Source organism: Nitrospirota bacterium (genome assembly GCA_040757335.1).
In the GTDB taxonomy this organism is placed as follows: Bacteria; Nitrospirota; Nitrospiria; order 2-01-FULL-66-17; family 2-01-FULL-66-17; genus JBFLXB01.
The window spans coordinates 63,536-82,883 of the sequence record JBFLXB010000007.1; the positions used below are offsets into that span (position 1 = coordinate 63,536).

Here is a 19,348-nt window from a genome sequence, read left to right on the forward strand (position 1 = left end):
GCGCCCTCCGCTCCGTTCCTCACGTACGAACCAGTACGCTCCGGTACGGTGCTCGGCTGCGCCTTGCATCTGGGCCGATTCCGGCCCAAACGCCGTCCTTTCGCTAACTCCTCTGTCGCTCACGAACGCCGCGCCGAATTTCGCGGTCCGCTTCGCGGCGTTTGATCGACTCGCGCTTGTCCGGGCCGGTTTTGCCCTTGGCCAGCGCCAACTCGACCTTCGCGCGACCGGCTTTATTAAAATACAGTTTCAGCGGGATGATCGTCAACCCGCGCTCTTGTGTTTTCCCCAGCAGGCGCTGAATTTCCTGCCGGTGCAGCAGCAGTTTACGCACGCGCAAAGGGTCGTGGTTTTGGATGTTCCCATGGCTATAGGGTTGAATGTGGGCGTGGTACAAGAGCACTTCGCCGTTCTCAATGCGCGCGAAGCTGTCCTGGAGACTGGCCTTGCCCTCGCGGAGGGCCTTGACCTCGGTTCCCATCAATGCGATGCCGGCTTCGAACGTCTCCAGGACATGGTAGTCGTGAAACGCACGGCGGTTGCTCGCGACAATGTGCTCGGCCCTCTGGGTTTTCATCGCGCCGATTATACCATTGACGCTTTTTGCCGCCGGCCGTAGCGCCGCGGTCAAAGCGCACGGGGGTTGCTCACACCGCAATGGTTTTCGTTTGGATTGACGCGGTTCGCGGAAAAGCCGTAGGATTCCGCGTCGGAGACCGGCGTGCGTCCTACCGAAACCCTCATCCCCTCGCTCTTCGCCTCGTTCGGACTCACGGCCAAGCTGGACGAGCACCGGTTGATCGCGGCCTGGCCTCGGATCGTCGGGCCGCAAATCGCGGCTCACGCAGCGCCGCAGGAGGTGCGCGGCAAGACGTTATGGGTCGTGGTGGACAGCTCCACCTGGCTCCACCAACTGACGCTGCTCAAGCCGCTCTTGTTGGCAAAGCTTGGCCCGCATGTGGGGAAGGCCGTGGTACGGGACGTGCGGTTCGTGATCGGGGAGGTCTCGGCCCCTGCTGACACCGGCGCCGCTCCTCCTCTATCGGCCGCGCCCCTGACTCCCGAAGACGAGGCTGCGGTGGACCAGGCCGTGTCAGCGCTGCCCGACGCCGACCTCCGCGAGAGCCTGGCCCGGCTGTTGCGCAGAGCCGCCGCGAAGCCGAGGCGGGGCCGCTGACGTCACGCTTTGGGGGGCGCCTCAGGCTCGGGACCCAGGTCCGACGAACCGGACGGGGCTTCGTCCTTTTCCCGCATGATCGCGGCGGCTGCGACGCGGTCGCCTTGGGCCATCTCGATCAGCCGCACGCCCTGCGTGTTCCGTCCGATGACCCGAAGCGTGGCCACTGCCAGGCGCAGCACCTGCGCCCCGGCGGTGACCAACATGACATCGTCCTCGGGGGCCACCTGGAGGACCGCGACCACGTCTCCGTTGCGGGCGGTCGTCTGGATCGTGATGATGCCCTTGCCGCCGCGGCTCTGCGACCGATATTCGGCTAAATCAGTGCGTTTGCCGTACCCGTGTTCCGTGACGGTCAGCAGGGTGGCTGCCTCGCGCCGGTGCACCACCTCCATGCTGATCACTTCGTCGCCCGGCTCCAGCTCGATCCCCTTGACGCCGTAAGCGGTTCGGCCCATCGGGCGCACGTTGGCTTCGGGGAACCGAATCACCAGCCCTTTTTTCGTGCCCAACAGCACCTCTTCGTCTCCGTTCGTGACGAGCGCGGAGACGAGCTGGTCGCCTTCTTCCAGGCCCAGCGCGATGATCCCCCCTGCTCGGGGGTTGGAGTGCGCCGAGAGTTCGGTTTTTTTGACCGTCCCGTGCTTGGTGGCCATGACCACGAACCGGTCCCCGCGGAACTCGGAAACCGGGAGGATCGCCGAAACGGTCTCGCGTTCTCCGAGCTGGAGCAGGTTGATGATCGGCTTGCCCTTCGCCACCCGACCCGCTTCGGGAACTTGGTGCACCTTGAGCCAATACACCTTGCCGGAGCTCGTAAAAAAGAGGAGGTAGTCCTTGGTGGAAGCCGTGAAGAGCGTGGTGACGAAATCCTCCTCCTTGGTCCCCATGCCGATCTTGCCCTTGCCCCCGCGGCGCTGGGCGCGATACAAGCTGACGGGGTTGCGCTTGATGTACCCCGAGTGCGAGACGGTGATGATGACGTCTTCCGGCGCGATCAGATCTTCCAGCGAGATCTCCGCGCTCTCCTCGACGATTTCGGTGCGCCGTTCATCGCCGTACTTGGTCTTCAACTCGGTCAGTTCTTCACGGATAATGCCGCGCACCAACGCGTCGCTCGCCAGGATCGCCTTGAGCGATTCGATCTTCTGCAGCGTCTCTTGATACTCCGTCACCAGTTTTTCCCGCTCCAGATTGGTGAGCCGCTGCAACCGCATGTCCAAGATCGCCTGCGCCTGGATCGCGGAGAGGGCAAAGCGGGTCATCAACCCGGTTTTGGCCGCTTCGGGGTCGGACGCCGCGCGGATCAGCGCGATCACGGCATCCAGGTGATCGATGGCTTTCTTGAGCCCTTCGAGGATATGGGCTTTTTCTTCGGCCTTGCGCAGCTCGTACCGCGTGCGGCGGACCACGACCTCGCGACGGTGTTCGATGAAGTGCGACAAGAGACCGTGCAGGTTCAGGATCTGCGGTTGGTTGCGCACCAACGCGAGCGTAATGATCCCGAACGTGGTCTGGAGCGGCGTGTGTTTGAAGAGCTGATTGAGGATCACGGACGCGATCTCGCCGCGCTTGAGCTCGATCACGACCCGCATGCCTTCGCGGTCGGACTCGTCTCGCAGATCGGCAATGCCCTCGATCCGTCGCTCCGACACCAACTCCGCGATCTTCTCGAGAAGCTTGGCCTTGTTGACCTGGTAGGGCAACTCGGTGACGATCAAACTTTCCTTGTCGGTTCGCGGGTGGGTTTCGATCCGCACCCGGGCGCGCAGCGTGAGCGAGCCGCGGCCGGTCCGGTACGCTTCGCCGATGCCGCGCGAGCCGTAGATAAAGCCCGCGGTGGGAAAATCCGGCCCCTTGATCACGCCCATCAACTCGTCGATGGTCACCGCGGGGTTGTCCAGCAGCAGAAGCACGCCGTCGACTACTTCCCCCAAGTTGTGCGGCGGGATATTGGTCGCCATGCCCACGGCGATGCCCGCGGCGCCGTTGACGAGCAAGTTGGGCAACCGGGTGGGCAACACCAGCGGTTCGGTCTGCGTGTCGTCGTAGTTGGGCCCAAAGTCGACGGTTTCCTTATCGATGTCCGCGAGCAGTTCGTGGCCGATCTGCGCCATGCGCACCTCGGTGTAGCGCATGGCCGCGGGCGGGTCGCCGTCCACAGACCCGAAGTTCCCCTGCCCGTCGACCAGGGGATAGCGCAGGGAAAAATCCTGCGCCATCCGGACGATCGTGTCGTAGATCGCCGCGTCGCCGTGCGGGTGGTATTTTCCCATCACGTCGCCGACGACTCGCGCGGACTTCTTATAGGCCCGATTCCACGCCAGGCCCATCTCGTTCATCCCGAACAAGACGCGTCGGTGCACGGGCTTGAGCCCGTCGCGGACATCGGGCAAGGCGCGACCCACGATGACGCTCATGGCGTAATCCAGGTACGCCGCGCGCATTTCGTCTTCGATGTTGATCAGGACGTTCTGTTCGGGCATGGGTGCGTGCGGTCTCCGCGGTGTGGCGTGGTCAGGACCGGCCCGCGTGCCTGCTGGGAGCGCTGACGGGTCGCCTCCGGATCATCAAATGTCGAGGTTCTTCACTTCCTTGGCGTGTTTTTCAATAAACGCGCGGCGCGGTTCGACTTCGTCGCCCATCAGGACGGTGAACATCTCGTCCGCAGCAACCCCGTCTCCGGGGTTCACTTTGAGCAGGGTGCGTTTCTCGGGATCCATGGTGGTCTCCCAGAGCTGCCCGGGGTTCATCTCTCCCAAGCCTTTATAGCGTTGGATGGCCATGCCTTTTTTACTGTGCTCCAGGATCGCAGCCAAGAGGCCGCACGCCGTCGAAGCGGTCCGCTCAGGGCCCGCGGCTTTAGCCTCGGCGGCTTTTTCGCGGAAACGGTACGGCGGCGTGCCCAAACCCAGAGCGGGAGGGGACACCGTGCCCAGTTCGCGAAACTCGCCGGTCGTGATGAACGCCTGGTCGATGTCCAACGTCTGTCGCAAACCCGAAGCCAGATAGCGAACCACGAGCTTGTGCGCCTTGTGCTCGTCGTCGGCCGCCACATCCACCTCGGCGGCTAGACCGGGAAACGCTGCCAGGCGGTTTGCGAGCGTCTCGCGCACACGGCGCAGGCGCTTGGCGTCGCGCAACATTTCTCGGGTCACATCGTCGTCCACCACCAGCGTTTCGATCAACTCGGTGGGAATCTGGCGCCGACCGAAGTGTCGCACCAACCCGTCGTAGCGCACGAGCTTTTTCAAGAACGTCGCCAAGGTGCGCCCCGACACCCAGCCATCGCCGGTCGCTACCTCGATATCCTCAACCACCGCCTCGAGCAGGTAGGCCTTGAGTCCTTCGTCGTCTTTGATGTATCGCTCCTGCTTGCCTCGCTTGAGCTTGTACAGCGGCGGTTGGGCGATGTACACGTACCCGCGATCGATGAGTTCCTTCATCTGCCGGTACAGGAAGGTGAGCAGAAGGGTGCGGATGTGCGCGCCGTCCACGTCCGCGTCGGTCATGATGACGATCTTGTGATAGCGCGCCTTGCTCGCGTCGAAATCTTCCGACCCGATCCCGGTGCCCAGCGCCGTGATCAGCACGCGGATCTCCTCGGACGAGATCATCTTGTCGAAACGCGCCTTCTCCACGTTCAAGATCTTTCCTTTGAGCGGGAGGATCGCTTGGTTCTTGCGGTCGCGGCCTTGCTTGGCGGACCCGCCCGCGGAGTCGCCCTCCACGATGAACAGCTCGGACAAGGCCGGGTCGCGCTCTTGGCAGTCGGCGAGCTTGCCCGGCAACGCGCCGCTGTCCAACGCGTTCTTGCGGCGGATCAATTCCTTGGCTTTGCGGGCCGCCTCGCGCGCTCGGGCCGCGTTGAGGCTCTTCTCGATGATCTTCTTGGCGACCGAGGGGTTTTCTTCGAAGTATTCGCCCAACGCGTCGTTGACCGCGGCCTCCACCGCGCCCTTGACCTCGGTGTTGCCCAGTTTGCTCTTGGTCTGGCCTTCGAACTGCGGTTGGGGAAGTTTGGCGCTGATCACCGCGGTGAGCCCTTCGCGCACGTCGTCTCCGGTGATGGTCTCGCCTTTGAGCAGGTTGTGCGACGACGCGTAGTTATTCACCGTCCGCGTCAATGCGGCTTTGAACCCCACGAGGTGCGTGCCGCCCTCACGGGTGTTGATGTTGTTGGCGAAGGAGAAGAGGTTTTCGCTGTAGCCGTCGTTGTATTGGAGCGCAACCTCCAGGATCAGCCGGTCCTTTTCCTTGGTGATGTAGATCGGCTTGTGCAGCGGGCTCTTGTTCTCGTTGAGGTGCTCGACAAACGAGACGATCCCGCCCTTGTACGCGAACTCCTGCTCCTTCTCCGAGCGCTCGTCGGTGAGGGTGATCGACAACCCGCGGTTGAGAAACGCCAGCTCGCGCAGGCGTTGGGCGAGCGTGTCGAACACAAATTCCGTGGTCTCGAAGATCTGGGAATCCGGCTTGAACGTCACGGTGGTGCCGCGCTTGGTGGTTTTGCCCGTCACGGCCAAAGGCGCGGTGGGCTTGCCCCGCTCGAAGCGCTGGTGAAAGACTTGGCCGTCGCGACGGATTTCGACCTCCAGCCACTCGGACAGGGCGTTCACCACGGACACGCCCACGCCGTGCAGGCCTCCCGAGACCTTGTACGCCTGGTTGTCGAACTTGCCGCCGGCGTGCAGTACGGTCAACACGACTTCCGCGGCCGATCGTTTCTGCGTGGGGTGCATCTCGGTGGGGATGCCGCGGCCGTTGTCGATCACGGTGGCGCTGCCGTCCACGTGCAGGATGGCTTTGATCGTATCGCAGAAGCCGGCCATGGCTTCGTCGACGCTGTTGTCCACCACCTCGTACACCAAGTGGTGGAGCCCGTCGATGCCGGTGCTGCCGATGTACATCGCCGGCCGTTTGCGCACGGCCTCCAGCCCCTCCAGGACTTTGATCTCCTCGGCTCCGTATCGCGCTGCGGTCTGGGCGGTCATCGCGCTCCTGCGCCTTGTATGGTCCCGTTCGCCACGCGTTTCATACCCGCATCGGCATCACGACGCACAGAAATCCTTCCTGGGATGGTTCCCGAATGAGGCAGGGGCTCAACGCGTCTTTGAATTCCATGACAACCTCCGGCGCGTCAACCGCGCCGAGCACGTCCAACAAGTATCGGGCGTTGAACCCCGTTGCCAGCGGTTCTCCCTCGTAGGAGACCGCGAGGTCTTCCTTGGCCTCGCCGAGGTCCGGGTTGCTCGTTGAGAGCACCGCGCGCGAGGGCTCCAACTGAAATTTGACGGCGTTGGTGCGTTCCTTGGACAGGAGGGCCACCCGCCGCAGAGCGCCCTCCAGCGCCGCCTTGTCCAGCGTGACCCGCTTGTCGCTGCCGGTCGGAATCACCTGACGGTAGTTCGGATAGTTGCCTTCCATCAGCCGCGCGATCAACACCAACTCCCCCTGCTGAAACGTCAGTTGCGCCTTGCTCATGTGCAGCGCCAGCGTGTCTTCTTCGCTGTCTTCGACCAACTTCTTCATTTCAAGCAGCGCCTTTTTCGGAACGATCGCGTTCGTATCCGCAACCGGCGGTCTGCCTTTGGGAAGGGACAGGGGGCGTTCATCCACGGCCAACCGGTGGCCGTCGGTCCCGACGAATTTGATGGTCCCGTGTTCCACCGCGCACAGGACGCCGTTGAGCACGTATCGAGCGTCGTTCTCGCCCACGGCAAACAGGGTCCGCCTCACCAGATCAAGAAACGTCTGGCGGGGGATCGTGAGCACGGGGTCTGCTCCGACTCCCGGAAACACCGGAAAGTCCGCAGGTGGAAGCCCGGCGACTTTGAATCGACTCCGCTCGCACTCAACCCTCACCGCGTGTCCCTCGTCGCCGGAGAGCCGGATCTCGGACTCGGGGAGTTCGCGCACAATCTCAAACAGCTTGCGCGCGGACACCGTGGCCGCGCCGCGTGACTTGACCGTCGCGGGATAGGTGGCGCGAATACCGAGCTCCAAGTCGGTGGCGAACAGCGTCACCCCGCGGTCGGTCGTCTCCAACAGGACGTTCGCGAGGATTGGCATGGTATTGCGCCGCTCGACGATCCCCTGGACCCGTTGCAGTCCTTTCAGCAAGGCGTAACGCGTAACAGTCAGTTCCATCGTGGAGTCCTTTTCGCGAACGCGCCACGGACGTCGCGCCGTGACCGCTCAGTGTCCGCCATGAATGGCCTTGACCAAGCTATCGATGGTCATTCGGGTTTGATGATCGCGCTGGAGTTGGTCGGTGATGAGACGGACCGCGTGGATCACGGTCGAGTGGTCCTTTCCGCCGAACTGTCGCCCGATCTCCGGAAACGAGCAGTCCGTCAGTGTTCGGCACAGATACATGGCGAGCTGTCGTGGAAAAACCACGGTCTTGGTACGGCGCTTGGACTTGAGGTCGTTCGTCTTCATTTGAAACCGCTCAGCCACGACCCTGAGAATCTGGTCGACGCCGACGACCGTCCGGCTCTCGCTGATCGTGTCGCGAAGCACCTCCTTGGCGAGGTCTACGGTCATATATCGATCCGTCAAAGCCGAGTAGGCGCTGAGACGCAGCAATGACCCCTCTAACTCGCGGATATTGGTCTTGATGTGCGTGGCCAAAAACAGCGCGACGTCGTCAGCCATTTCGAGGTGGTCCGCTTCGGCCTTCTTCTTCAAGATCGCGACCCTGGTTTCTAGATCCGGCGGTTGAATGTCCGCCATCAGACCCATCTCGAAGCGAGAACGGAGCCGAAGCTCAATGTCGGCGAGCTCTTTGGTCGACCGGTCGCAGGAAAGGACGATTTGTTTGTTCTCTTCATACAAGCTATTGAACGTGTGGAAGAACTCCTCCTGGGTTCGTTCCTTGCCGGCGATGAACTGGATGTCATCGATCAGCAAGACATCCACGGTTCGGTACCGATTTCTGAACTCGCCCATCTTGTCATTCCGAATGGAATGAATCACCTCGTTGGTGAACATTTCCGATGACAGATACGCGATTCGGATGTCGCGATTGCGCTCTTTGATCGCGTTACCGATCGCGTTGAGCAGATGCGTCTTGCCCAAGCCCACCCCGCCGTAGATGAAAAACGGGTTGTAAATCTCTCCCGGCTGCTCGGCGACTTTTCGGGACGCGGCGTGCGCAAATTGATTGCTCGCCCCGACGACAAAGCTCCCAAACACGTATTTGGGGTTCAGGTTCCGGTTCTTGACCCGGCGTTCTTGCTGAGACTGAGCCGCGGAAGGGGGCAATAGTGGCGGTTCCTGGACGGCGAAGGAAACATCCAACTCGTTGTTTGCGGTCAGTCGCCGGAGGTTGTCTCGAATAAGGCCCGCGTAATGTTCATTGATCCAATCTACGAAGAACTTGTTGGGGACCGCAAACACCGCCTCGTTATTGCCTCCCGACACAAGGGCGATCGGCCTGATCCACGCGTCAAAGCTCTGCTTATTAACGGATGCTTCCAAATCGCTGCGGTGAATTTGCCACGCCTCTTCAATGGTCATTCTACGAGCCCTACAGGTTACTAACAGGGTTGTCAACAGATGTTGATAACTTGGCGTGTCTTTGCAGGACCACGCAGAATCGTACCCCACACGACGAACTGAAACACAACCGGCATGTTCGTGGCCGGCGGTACTATAGCAGACTCAGCAGCCGCATTCAATCTACTTCGCACATCGATATTCATTGCTCTTGTCCCCAGATAACTCTTATTGATGTCCACTGCCAAGAGGCCGCATTTACAGTCGGTTGTCTTCTTACCAACCCCCTTCGACACCCTTTACTAATACGATCTTTATTGGAACATTCAAAACGAGCATTCGTTGCAAAGTCAGTATTGTCCTGTTAAGATTTTACGCGTCTCGGGAGCCTCGAATGATCACCGAATCCAAGTTCATCTGGATGGATGGGCGGCGCGTTCCGTGGAATGACGCGAAGGTTCACGTCCTGACCCATTCTCTTCACTACGGCCTCGCGGTGTTCGAAGGCATTCGCTGCTACGAGGGCGAGCAAGGATCTGCCGTCTTCCGATTGCGAGAACACGTCGAGCGTCTCTTTGCGTCGGCTCACGCCAGTTGCATCCACATTCCGTTTTCGCAAAAAGACATCGAGCACGCCGTGTGTGAGACCGTCACCGGAAACAACTTACGATCGTGTTACATTCGTCCGATCGTGTGGATCGGGTACGGGGAGATGGGGTTATATGTCAGCTCGAATCCGGTCCAGGTCGCCATTGCCGCCTGGCCTTGGGGCACGTATCTTGGAGAGGAGGGACTGACGAGAGGAATTCGGGTCAAAATCTCGTCGTTTGCCCGTCATCACGTCAATGTAAGTCTCACCCGGGCCAAGGTGTCTGGCTATTACGTCAACTCTCAGTTTGCCAAGCGAGAAGTGAAGCAGGCTGGGTACGATGAAGCGCTGCTCTTGGACACGGACGGGTACGTCGCCGAAGGTCCTGGGGAAAACATCTTTGCAGTCCGGCGCGGGGTGTTGAAGACGCCGCCTCTGACCTCGGTCCTCGAGGGGATCACGCGTGACACGATCATGACCCTTGCGCAGGAGCTACGGATTCCGATGCGCGAGGAGCGCCTGACCCGAGACGACCTGTACCTCGCCGATGAGGCGTTCTTCACCGGGACCGCGGCGGAGGTGACGCCGATCAGGGAGATCGACGACCGGCGCGTCGGTACCGGACAACCAGGGCCGATCACGCGGCGACTGCAAGAGGCGTTTTTCGCCGTGGTGCGGGGAAAAGGCAGTCATTCCGACTGGCTCACCTCGGTGTAAGCCCCGAGTTCGCGGCTCGCCCTCACCAACACATCCCACCAGCGGATGCGTCGCGAGACAGCAAGCCGTGACAGCTCGGGCTTAAACACGCGGTCCGATTTCGCGAGGCGGGCGACCTCCGTCACGGATTTCCACACCCCGGCCCCTACGCCTGCTAGAGCCGCTGCACCCCAAGCGGATGTTTCTCGAACCCGACACCGCACCACAGGCCGGCCCAAATAGTTGGCCTGGGACTGGAGCAGGGTGCTGACCGCTGACAGGCCACCACTGGCCATGACCCGGCGAAAACTCCCGGCCGGTTGAGCGGTCCGAACGACTGTACTGAGCAGAAACGCCACCCCCTCGAAAAATCCCTTTGCCAGAGCCGCGCGATCGGTCGTCAACGAAAGCCGCGCGGCAAGGCCCTCTGCTCGGACGTCCCAATACGGTGCGGCCAGACCGGCGAGTGCGGGCAGAATGGGCGCGCTACACCGAGCCCGCGCGGCGAGCCGATCCAACTCCGCGAGACCCTCCGGCAACCCCACGAGCGTTGACAGCCACTGGAGGCCCGACCCCACCGCGTTCACCCCGCCTTCAAGGACGTATGTTCGCTGGCTCGCTGAACTCCACGCGATGTTGGACAAGAGCCCGGTCCGCCTGACTAGGCGGCTTCCGGTGTACAGCAGCGCGAACGCCCCTGTTCCATAATTCAGGCAAAGATCCCCCTGGGTCGCTCCGCCCTGGCCGAAGGCCGCAGCTTGTTGGTCACCGATCGATGCCAGCACCGGGAGAAGCCTGTTCCCGGCGTGGATGGTCCCGAAGTCGGCCACGGTCGGCCGAATCTCTGGAAGCATGGCCGGGGGGATACCAAAAAGATCGCACAAGCCCTCATCCCACTGGAGCGACCGGAGATCCATCAACAACATTCGTCCGGCCTGGGTGTGATCCGTGAGGTGCAATGCTTTGCCGGAAAGGTGCCAGAGCAGAAAGGTGTTGACCGTCCCGCACAGAATGTCCCCTTGTTCGGCCCGACGCTGCCCCCGCGGGATCCGATCCAGCAACCACCGGATTTTGGGCGCCGCGTAGTGTGGGCTGAGGAACAGCCCGGTTACCCGTCTGATCTTAGGAGCGTGTGCGGCCAGAGAGCGGCACACCCCAGCCGCGCGACGGTCCTGCCAACTCACGGCCGGCGTCAGGGGACGGCCGGTGGCGCGATCCCACAACAGCACGGTCGAGCGCTGCGTCGTCAAGCCCGCCACGCAGGGTTTGCGGCCGACCGTGCGAAGCGCGGCGGACAGCGCGGCCCTGGTCCCGTTCAGTAGATCGCGAGGGTCGTGCTCGACCCGATCGGGTCGTGGAATACGGGTCGCGAGGGGACTCCTCGCTTCTGCCAACACGCGCTGCTTGGAATCGAAGACGAGGACGCGAGTGCTGCCGCTTCCCTGATCAATCGCCAACAGCAGAGGGTCCGGCCGGGTCATGGACAACGCGAGTCACAGACGCGCAACCGTCTTGCGCAGCGCGCCACCCTCTGGTAGGATCGCAAATTCGCGCCGGGCAGGCGCGCCGAAGGACTACTGACCATGTTGCAGCGCCGCTCCTCCGAAACATTCCTCCGATTCATCATCGCCGAAAAAGCGTTCATCGGCGTCCTGTTTCTCAGCCTCTCGATCGGCATCCTCGGCCTGATCAACAAGGATTTGGTGGTCATCGGGCGCCAAATCGCGGCCACCCTCAATTTGGATACCGACAACGCATACATCACGCTGGCTCTCGAGAAATTGGGGCTCGTGAACAACAAGATCATTGTCGGCATTTCGATCGGCGGCTTCGCTTACGCGCTGCTCAATCTCGTCGAGGCCTACGGTCTGCACCGGCGGCTTCGTTGGGCGGAGTGGCTCACGGTGTTGGCTACCGGGCTCCTCATCCCGTTTGAGCTCTACGAAGTCTGGCACCGGTTCACCCCGATCCGGGTGGGGGTGTTGGCGCTGAACGTGGCGATCGTCATTTATCTGGCGAAGCACAAGGAACTGTTCCCTCGGTGGTTCTGATCGCCTCGGGTCGAGGCTCCCTCAGCAACAGACAGCCTGTTCCCGCGACCGCGCACGGCAGCGCCGCGAGATTGACTACCGGAATGGCGAGGCTGACGATCAGGCCGAGACCGAGACCCACGATCATGGCCCAATGGGTCAGGATGAAGGAAAGAACGTTCCCCCAAGACCATCCGCGTAGCGTCAGCGTCGTCACGACGAGCCCGCCCCCAAGCACAAGGCAGGCGAGCACCGCCGCAGCGACCGGCCCAAAGACCGGAACCCCAGCGATCAGTGCCCACCCCACCCCGCCCGCGCCGAGCCAAGCCAGCGCAGGGCCTCGCGAGTCGCGTGGGAGGGGCGATGGGAGTGGGACCTCGCGCTGAGCCATGACGGCCCAAACGAGCCGCCGAGGCAGCGCCAACGCGACATACGCAGTGAGGGCGAACCAAGCCGCAAACTCGGCGGCGAGAACGACCGGCAGATTCGCCCAGAGCCACTCGACGAGGACCAAATACCACGGCAACGTAATAGCGGGTGGGGGGGGGAAGTGCGCCGCGAGCCAAGCCGCCGGCCACGTCGCGACCAACACACACGCAGCGGCCGCGCCAAAGTGGAGGATCAGCCGACGCGGGATGTGACGATGGGTGAGCAGGAACTCCGCCCCCTCGATCACCGCGCCGCCTCCCCGCAGCGCGTGATACGGGGCCCGGCTCAGCGCGCGCATGCGAGCCGATCTTAGCGTGTTCGCGTCACACCCACCCGCCGACACCAGCGGGAGAGTTCGCAGCGGCTGCAGTACGGCGACTGCGGGGTGCAGCGGTGCTGGCCGTACGCGACGAGCAGATCGTTGAGCTCGATCCAATACTGGGCGGGGAGGGTTCGCCGCAACGCCTGTTCGGTTTCATCCGGGGTGTTCCATTGGCGCACGTCGCGGCGTAATCGCGCGATGGCCCCGTGAAGTTGCCGGCGAGTCATCGCGCGGCCGGGATGCGGCGTGGGCCGGGGCGCACCCGCGGAGCCCGCCGGGTCGCCGACGCGCCGTTCTCATGAGGGGTCGTGAGCATGCCGTATAAGTCTGCCCGGCGGTCGGCGAAGAGGTGGTTGTAGCGGTTGATGGTCTTTCGACGCGCCTCTTTGGGATCGATCGCCACCACACGCACCTCCTCTGAGTCCGTCGAGGCCCGCACGATCACCTGGCCCTGAGGGCCGACGACCTGGCTGGACCCGATGAACGTGAGGCGCTCTTTGTCTCCCCGCTGCTCGGCGCCCACCCGATCGGCGGTGATCGCGAACACCCGATTCTCCAGGCACCGCGTGATCATCGCGTTGGGCGCATGCGGAAGCACGAGGTTCGAGGGGTGGCAGATAACATCGGCTCCGGCTAATGCCAGGGTCCGCATGGACTCCGGAAAGAACCAATCAAAGCAGATCATCACGCCGATGGTCGCACCAGCAGCCGGAAACACGCGAAACCCGCTGTTCCCGTGGGAAAACCACAGCGTCTCCTCATAGAACAAATGCGACTTCCGGTAGGTGCCGATGAACCCCCCAGGTCCGACCACCACGGCGGAATTGAACAAGGAGTGTCCCTTTTGTTCGGCCAGGCCCGCGACAATCGTACACCGACGTTGTTTTGCCAGCGCAATGAGTCGCTTGGTCGTGGTCCCATCCGGGACGCGTTCCGAGAGACGCTCCGCCTCGCGGCGCGACGTGAATTGGTAGCCCGTGGCGAACAGCTCGGGGAGCACCAACAAGTCTGCGTCGACCGCGGACAGCAGGTCGTTGACGCGGTCAAGGTTGGCCTTAACGCGGCCGAAGGTAGGGGAGTTTTGAACAAACCCGATGTGCACGTCATGCGCCCGACTCGGCCAGGTACATTAACACAGCTCCGCCCTTGGGCACAAACCCGGCGCGCTGCAGGGGACGTCAGTCCACTGCCCTCCCCAGGCTCGCCGAGGCCTCGCCAATTACGACGTTTTTATCAATGATTTCAATAGAATTGACAATGTCAGGCTGATGATGTTACAAATACTTTCGGTATAGTCAGCTCCATCCGCGGCGCGATATCAACGGTTCTACCAGCCTGAGGCTCGTGATGCTTATCCAGGTGCGCGTGCGAGGGTTGATGTTCGACCCTCCCGGCAATTACATCGTGGTCCTTCGCAGCGAGGAAGGACAGGATGTCCTGCCGATCTGGATCGGAAAGGCCGAGGCCAACGCGATCAGTTTGGCCCTTGAGAGCGTCGAGCTTCCGCGTCCCCTGACCCATGACTTGATTCGGAATGCACTGGAGGCGGTTGCGGCGAAGGTCATCAGCGTGGTGATAACGGATCTTCGCGACAACACCTATTACGCAAAGATCCATCTCTCGCACCACGACGCGGAAATTACCGTGGACGCGCGGCCCAGCGATGCGATCGCGTTGGCCCTGCGTGCCGAGTGCCCGATCTTCGTCGCCAAAGAGGTGTTCCAACGACAACAGGCGGACGAGGATGTCGCCAAATGGCTGGAGAACCTCCGGCCGGAGGACTTTGGAAAAGCCGATGCCTAGTGAACTGGTGAACGGACCTGCGATTGAGCCGGAACATGAGCGCGCGCGCGTAGAGCCCGCGAGGTCAGAGACAACCATGCAAGTGTACCTGAGCGAGAACGTTTTTATGGGAATGGTGTTGTCGACCGTGGAGGTTTACAAGAAAGAGTGTTTCGGCCTCCTGCTGGGGTATCGCTTACCGAATCGGTACGTCGTCGAACACGCGATACCATATCAGAGTGTCAAACGCGGCAGGAACTTTGCGGAACTGCGCAGCGACAAATGGCGAGTGATCCAGGAAGTCCTGAAATGTTTCCCTCGGCTGGACGTGCTGGGTGACTACCACTCCCATACCATGTACGGGAAGGTCCGCGCCGAGGTCGCGCTCAGCCGGGACGATATCGAATACATGGAACCCAACGACCTCCAAGTCGTGATCGCGGTCAACGAGAATCGTCGAACCCGGGGCTGGACCGTCAACACCGACCGCACCGTGTCGGGGTCGCTGGACCGCTACCACCTCAAGATCGCGGCGTATTACGACGCCAACCGGGTCGGGGGGCGGGCGGCGTCCCGCAAGGTCGCGAGCGAGCGCTTTCGCAGGCGGATGGCCCCGCGACTCCAACTGGCCACCATCCAGTGCCCCTTTACGCTGGCGAGCGCGGGTCGAACGTTTTGATGGGGAGGGAGATGGACGTCGAGGTGTTGGTCAAGGGTGTGCTCCCGGACCCTTCCACGGAGTCCCAGATCGTCTTGTTGGAGGAAGGGGGGACATCCAGGACGCTGCCGATCTGGGTGGGAATGGTGGAGGGCAACGCCATTCGTTTGGCCGTCGAGCGGACCGCCCCACCGCGTCCGCTGACCCACGACCTGCTCCAACACATTCTCGACCGGCTGCACGCGTCGGTCAAGCGGGTCGTGGTTCACGACGTGCGAGACAACACGTTTTTTGCCGCGATCTATCTTGACGTCGACGGTCAGGAAGTCACGCTGGACGCCCGCCCGAGCGACGCCATCGCGCTCGCGCTCAGGGCCCGGGTGCCGATCTATGCCCGTCGGGATCTGTTGGCGACGTCGGAATCGGAACGCGTTCAGGCCTGGCTGGAAGACCTCAAACCGACGGACTTCGACGCCCAGTAGCGCAGCCGGCCGAGGCCGGCTGCGTCAGAGCGACAACTCCGCGGTCGCCGTCTCGACCTCCACGTTCGACGCGTCCTCGCGGTCGGCGTGGAGTTTGACCGAGACGATCTTCGACACGCCGGCTTCTTCCATCGTGACCCCGTACAAGACATCGGCCTGTTCCATGGTTCGGCGGTTGTGCGTGACGATCAGGAACTGCGAGTGCGCGGTCATGGGACGAAGCGCGCGTGTGAAGCGCCGAACGTTTTCTTCGTCGAGGGGCGCGTCGATCTCGTCCATGACGCAGAATGGGCTGGGGTGAATGAGGAAACTGGAGAAGAGCAACGCGATGGCGGTGAGGGCCTTTTCTCCGCCGGAGAGCAGCGAAATGTGCCGGAGTTTTTTGCCCGGCGGTTGCGCGACGACTTCGATCCCGGATTCCAGCGGGTTGTGCTCGTCCACGAGATGCAAGGCGGCGTGGCCGCCCTCGAAGAACGACGCGAATACCGACCCAAACCGGGTGTTGAGGGCCTCAAACGCTTCGAGAAACAGGGCCTTGGTGGTCGCGTTGATTTTGGCGATGGCGGCGCGGAGATTGTCCATCGATTGGACCAAGTCGGTCTCCTGGGTCGCGAGGAACCGCGCGCGTTCTTCCAGTTCACGGTACTCGTCGATCGCGGCCAGGTTGACGCTTCCAATCTGAGCCAGCGTGTCCTTCAAGGCGCCGATGGTGGCGTCGACCTGATCGGGTTCGCAGGGGAGGGGCGGCAAGGCGTCGGGTGTCACGGTCTGGAGATCGACCTGGTATCGGTCGAAGATGTCCGCGGCCTGCTGGTTGGCGCGCAGCGTGGTTTCGGTCAACGAAACCGTGAGCATATGAACGCGTTCCTGCGCGGCGTCGGCCTGGCGGCGCGCTGCCTTTGATTGATCCTCCACTTCTCGCACGCGGTGAGCAGCCTCGGCGCGCGCGGCGGCGATACGCGCGACCTGTTGGCGTAGGACCTCGACTTCGCGGTCAAGAGACGCCAACGCTTCAAGGAGACGGGCTCGGTCATCGGTCGCCGCCGCCATCCGTGCGGCCAGTTGTCCGCGTGCGTCCTCTTTGGACGCGATTTGACGGGAGGCCTCCTCCTGCCGTTCGACGATGGCCCGCACGGTGGCTGAGACGTGTTCCCGTTTTTCCCGCTCGGCCGCGAGCGCAAGCCGAAGCTCGGTCAGGGAGGTCTGTTCGGCAGTGAGTGCGGCCTTGAGCTGCGCCGCTGCTTCGTACTGAAGACCCAGGGCTGCTTCGTCGCGCTGTTTGGACGCCTCGTGGGCCGCGAGAGTCGCGTGGTGGGTCGCGACCTCCTCAGCCATGGCGGTCAGCTCCGCTGCGACGGCGCTTTCCTCCCCGACCAACAACTCCAAGCGGCGATCGAGCTGCAGGAGCTCTTGCGCGAGGGCTTCCGCCGCCTTTCGGTCGTGGAGCAACTGCAGTTCGCCCTCGCGTAACTCGGAATCCAGTGCCTCCAGGGCGGACCGGTCCGCATCAAGGGCGGACCGCAGCGCATTGACCGACGCCTCTACCGGACTCAACGCCGCTTCCGCGTCGCCGACAGCCTGGTCGAGCGACTTAATGCGCCGTTTTCGCTCGAGGAGACTCAACCCGGCACTGGAGCCGGTTCCGCTATGGACCACCCCGGAGGGGTAGAACGCGTCCCCCGACAGGGATACCCAGGTCATCCCGCTGCGGTCGTTCTCCCAGCAGCGCCGAGCAATCCCGCGGTCTTGGACGATGACCACGTTCGACAGCAGGGCGTCGCGGAGAGGCTCGAAACCTGGTCGGCAACCGACCAAGCGAGCCGCCACTCCAAGGACGCCGATGTCCTCGGTGGTGTGATCCCCCGCACCGATCGCGGGCCGCGGCGACTTAGGAACAAACACCGCGCGCCCGGCGGCGTGTCCTTCAAGGGTGGCGAGCGCGGCCAACACCTCATCGTGGCCCTCGGCGACCACGCCTTGCAACCGTTCGGCCAACGCGGCTTCAACCGCTCGTTCGTATTCGATCGGGATATCGAGCACGTCGGCCACGAGGCCCAACAGGCCGGCCACGGGTGCCTCCGAACCATCGCCCAGCAGGACCCGACGCACGCTTTCGTCGTACCCCACGAGATCGCGCTGCAGGGCGCGAAGCGACTCCAACGTGGCACGCAAACGCGTGAGTTCATCGCGACGGCCGGTCAGGACCGCCTCTCCCTCCTGGAGGGCGGCCTGCCGGTTGACCGAGACCTCCCGCAGCGCCGCTCGCTCGGCGTCCCGCGTTGCCAGCGACTGCTGTTGATCGTGAGAGGAGGTCTCGAGTTCGCGATGGCCCGCCCGCTTCTGAGCAATTTCGGCTTGAACCGTCGCGAGATCGTCGCGGTAACGGGTGCGCCGGCGATCCAGTTCCTCGCGCCGCGCCGCGAGACCGGCCAAGGCGTTCGACGCCGTGGTGGCGCCCGCGACCGTCTCAAACACGCGGTGTCGGGTTTGTTCGATTTCGGCGGCGGCCTGTGCCAGACGTTGTTCGAGGCTTCGAACGGTGTCCTCGCGGGCAGCTAGGGCCGACGTCTTCTCGGCGATCGCGGTGTCCAGCGCGGTGGTTTCGGCGGTCCATCGCGCGTGCTCCGCTCCCCGCGCGGTCAGGGATTGGTGGAGCTCGTCGAGTTCGCCGGTAAGCGTGGCCTGTTGAGCCCTCCACTCCTCTGCCTGTGCGGCCAACACTTCGATGCGATGATGCGCGTCGCGCGCGGCGGTTTCGCGGGTGGTCAGGGCGGCTTGTGCGTCGAGGAGCTCCTGCTCCAGGTCGGTCACGTCGGCCTTCAACGTTTCGGCCGAAGCATCGAGGGCGCTCACCTGCGCCATCAAGCGCACGGACTCGGCCCGTTCGCGCTCCAACTCCGCGGTGAGCGACGCAGATTGGGCGGACCAATCGCGGTAACGGATCGCGGCGGCGTGAAGCTCGATCGCGCGGAGTTGATCCGCGCTCTGGCGGTACCGTTCGGCCTTGCGGACTTGCCGGTCCAGCGAGGTGAGTTGGCGGTTGACCTCTCCGATAATATCCCGGACGCGAAGCAGGTTCTGTTCGGTCGCCTCCAGCTTACGAAGCGCTTCGGTCTTGCGGATTTTGTACTTGGTGATGCCCGCGGTTTCCTCCACCAGGGCTCGTCGCTCGATCGGTGAAGCGGTCACGATCTCATCGACCTTCCCCTGTTCGAGGATCGTGTGTCCTTTGATCCCGGCACCGGATTCGATGAGCAGGTCCCTGATGTCTTTGAGACGGCACGCCACGTGATTGATGAGGTACTCGCTGTCGCCGGATCGATACAACCGTCGCGTCACCGTGACCTCGCTGTAGGCTCCGGGCGCGCCGTCGATCTCACCCGGCCGCACGCCCCCCAGCGTTAGGGAAACCTCCGCCAGCCCCGTGGCCCCCCGTCGATCGTTGCCGTTGAACAACACGTCTTCCATCCGGTCGCCGCGGAGCGTTTTGGCGGACTGTTCGCCGAGGCACCACAAAATGGCGTCGGCGATATTGCTCTTCCCACACCCATTCGGCCCCACAATGGCGGTGATTCCGGGTTGAAACGTCAACACCGTTCGCTCGCCGAAGGACTTGAATCCAACGATCTCTAGTCGCGTAAGTCGCATCGTATCTTGGCCCTTTGGGGTGACGGCGCGAT

The 19,348-nt window shown here is 62.8% G+C and carries 16 protein-coding genes; 6 read left to right on the forward strand and 10 right to left on the reverse strand.

Going from position 1 to position 19,348, the window contains the following annotated elements:
* Window positions 1-103: 103 nt before the first annotated feature.
* Window positions 104-577 carry an SsrA-binding protein SmpB gene (smpB, locus tag AB1451_05735; GenBank protein MEW6682407.1) on the reverse strand — a complete coding sequence of 158 codons (474 nt, stop codon included), beginning with the start codon at window positions 575-577 and terminating at the stop codon, window positions 104-106.
* Between the two features lie 144 nt (window positions 578-721).
* Here smpB and AB1451_05740 point away from each other — a divergent pair, with 144 nt between their 5' ends.
* Window positions 722-1,177: a DciA family protein gene (locus AB1451_05740; protein MEW6682408.1), complete on the forward strand. Its 456-nt coding sequence runs from the start codon at window positions 722-724 to the stop codon at window positions 1,175-1,177.
* A 2-nt stretch (window positions 1,178-1,179) separates the two neighbouring features.
* Here the strand turns inward: AB1451_05740 and gyrA are convergent, their stop codons facing one another.
* From gyrA to dnaA, 4 genes are all read right to left on the reverse strand, one after another.
* Window positions 1,180-3,663: a DNA gyrase subunit A gene (gyrA, locus tag AB1451_05745; protein MEW6682409.1), complete on the reverse strand. Its 2,484-nt coding sequence runs from the start codon at window positions 3,661-3,663 to the stop codon at window positions 1,180-1,182.
* 84 nt (window positions 3,664-3,747) lie between these two features.
* Window positions 3,748-6,171: a DNA topoisomerase (ATP-hydrolyzing) subunit B gene (gyrB, locus tag AB1451_05750; GenBank protein MEW6682410.1), complete on the reverse strand. Its 2,424-nt coding sequence runs from the start codon at window positions 6,169-6,171 to the stop codon at window positions 3,748-3,750.
* Window positions 6,172-6,211: 40 nt separating this feature from the next.
* Window positions 6,212-7,327, reverse strand: a complete 1,116-nt coding sequence (gene dnaN / locus AB1451_05755) for a DNA polymerase III subunit beta (GenBank protein ID MEW6682411.1) — start codon at window positions 7,325-7,327, stop codon at window positions 6,212-6,214.
* Between the two features lie 48 nt (window positions 7,328-7,375).
* On the reverse strand, window positions 7,376-8,695 hold the full coding sequence (gene dnaA / locus AB1451_05760) for a chromosomal replication initiator protein DnaA (protein MEW6682412.1): 1,320 nt from the start codon (window positions 8,693-8,695) through the stop codon (window positions 7,376-7,378).
* Between the two features lie 379 nt (window positions 8,696-9,074).
* Here dnaA and AB1451_05765 point away from each other — a divergent pair, with 379 nt between their 5' ends.
* Complete coding sequence (locus tag AB1451_05765; protein ID MEW6682413.1) at window positions 9,075-9,986, forward strand: branched-chain amino acid transaminase; 912 nt, start codon at window positions 9,075-9,077, stop codon at window positions 9,984-9,986.
* On the opposite strand, the gene AB1451_05770 is transcribed toward AB1451_05765, so the two are convergent.
* Complete coding sequence (locus tag AB1451_05770; protein ID MEW6682414.1) at window positions 9,959-11,446, reverse strand: FGGY family carbohydrate kinase; 1,488 nt, start codon at window positions 11,444-11,446, stop codon at window positions 9,959-9,961. The genes AB1451_05765 and AB1451_05770 overlap by 28 nt on opposite strands.
* Before the next feature lie 102 nt (window positions 11,447-11,548).
* Here AB1451_05770 and AB1451_05775 point away from each other — a divergent pair, with 102 nt between their 5' ends.
* Window positions 11,549-12,016, forward strand: coding sequence for a DUF2127 domain-containing protein (locus AB1451_05775; GenBank protein ID MEW6682415.1), 468 nt, complete (start codon window positions 11,549-11,551; stop codon window positions 12,014-12,016).
* On the opposite strand, the gene AB1451_05780 is transcribed toward AB1451_05775, so the two are convergent.
* Genes AB1451_05780 through AB1451_05790 form a run of 3 tightly spaced genes read right to left on the reverse strand, consistent with a single transcriptional unit; the run spans window position 11,970 to window position 13,848 of the window.
* Window positions 11,970-12,722, reverse strand: a complete 753-nt coding sequence (locus AB1451_05780) for a hypothetical protein (protein ID MEW6682416.1) — start codon at window positions 12,720-12,722, stop codon at window positions 11,970-11,972. The two genes, AB1451_05775 and AB1451_05780, sit on opposite strands and share 47 nt — an antisense overlap.
* Window positions 12,723-12,733: 11 nt before the next feature.
* Window positions 12,734-12,973 carry a hypothetical protein gene (locus tag AB1451_05785; protein ID MEW6682417.1) on the reverse strand — a complete coding sequence of 80 codons (240 nt, stop codon included), beginning with the start codon at window positions 12,971-12,973 and terminating at the stop codon, window positions 12,734-12,736.
* Window positions 12,970-13,848 carry a nitrilase-related carbon-nitrogen hydrolase gene (locus AB1451_05790; GenBank protein ID MEW6682418.1) on the reverse strand — a complete coding sequence of 293 codons (879 nt, stop codon included), beginning with the start codon at window positions 13,846-13,848 and terminating at the stop codon, window positions 12,970-12,972. Before AB1451_05790 ends, AB1451_05785 begins: the two co-directional genes overlap by 4 nt.
* A gap of 245 nt (window positions 13,849-14,093) precedes the next feature.
* On the opposite strand from AB1451_05790, the gene AB1451_05795 reads away from it, so the two are divergent.
* The 3 genes from AB1451_05795 to AB1451_05805 all read left to right on the forward strand — a co-directional run bounded on the left by AB1451_05795 (window position 14,094) and on the right by AB1451_05805 (window position 15,668).
* Entirely contained in the window at window positions 14,094-14,549 is a 456-nt protein-coding gene (locus tag AB1451_05795) for a bifunctional nuclease family protein (GenBank protein ID MEW6682419.1), read from the forward strand.
* A 76-nt stretch (window positions 14,550-14,625) separates the two neighbouring features.
* Window positions 14,626-15,207: a hypothetical protein gene (locus AB1451_05800; protein MEW6682420.1), complete on the forward strand. Its 582-nt coding sequence runs from the start codon at window positions 14,626-14,628 to the stop codon at window positions 15,205-15,207.
* Window positions 15,208-15,218: 11 nt separating this feature from the next.
* Complete coding sequence (locus AB1451_05805; protein MEW6682421.1) at window positions 15,219-15,668, forward strand: bifunctional nuclease family protein; 450 nt, start codon at window positions 15,219-15,221, stop codon at window positions 15,666-15,668.
* A 24-nt stretch (window positions 15,669-15,692) separates the two neighbouring features.
* Here the strand turns inward: AB1451_05805 and smc are convergent, their stop codons facing one another.
* A complete protein-coding gene (gene smc, locus AB1451_05810; protein MEW6682422.1) occupies window positions 15,693-19,316 on the reverse strand; it encodes a chromosome segregation protein SMC in 3,624 nt (1,207 codons plus the stop codon).
* Between the last annotated feature and the right edge of the window lie 32 nt (window positions 19,317-19,348).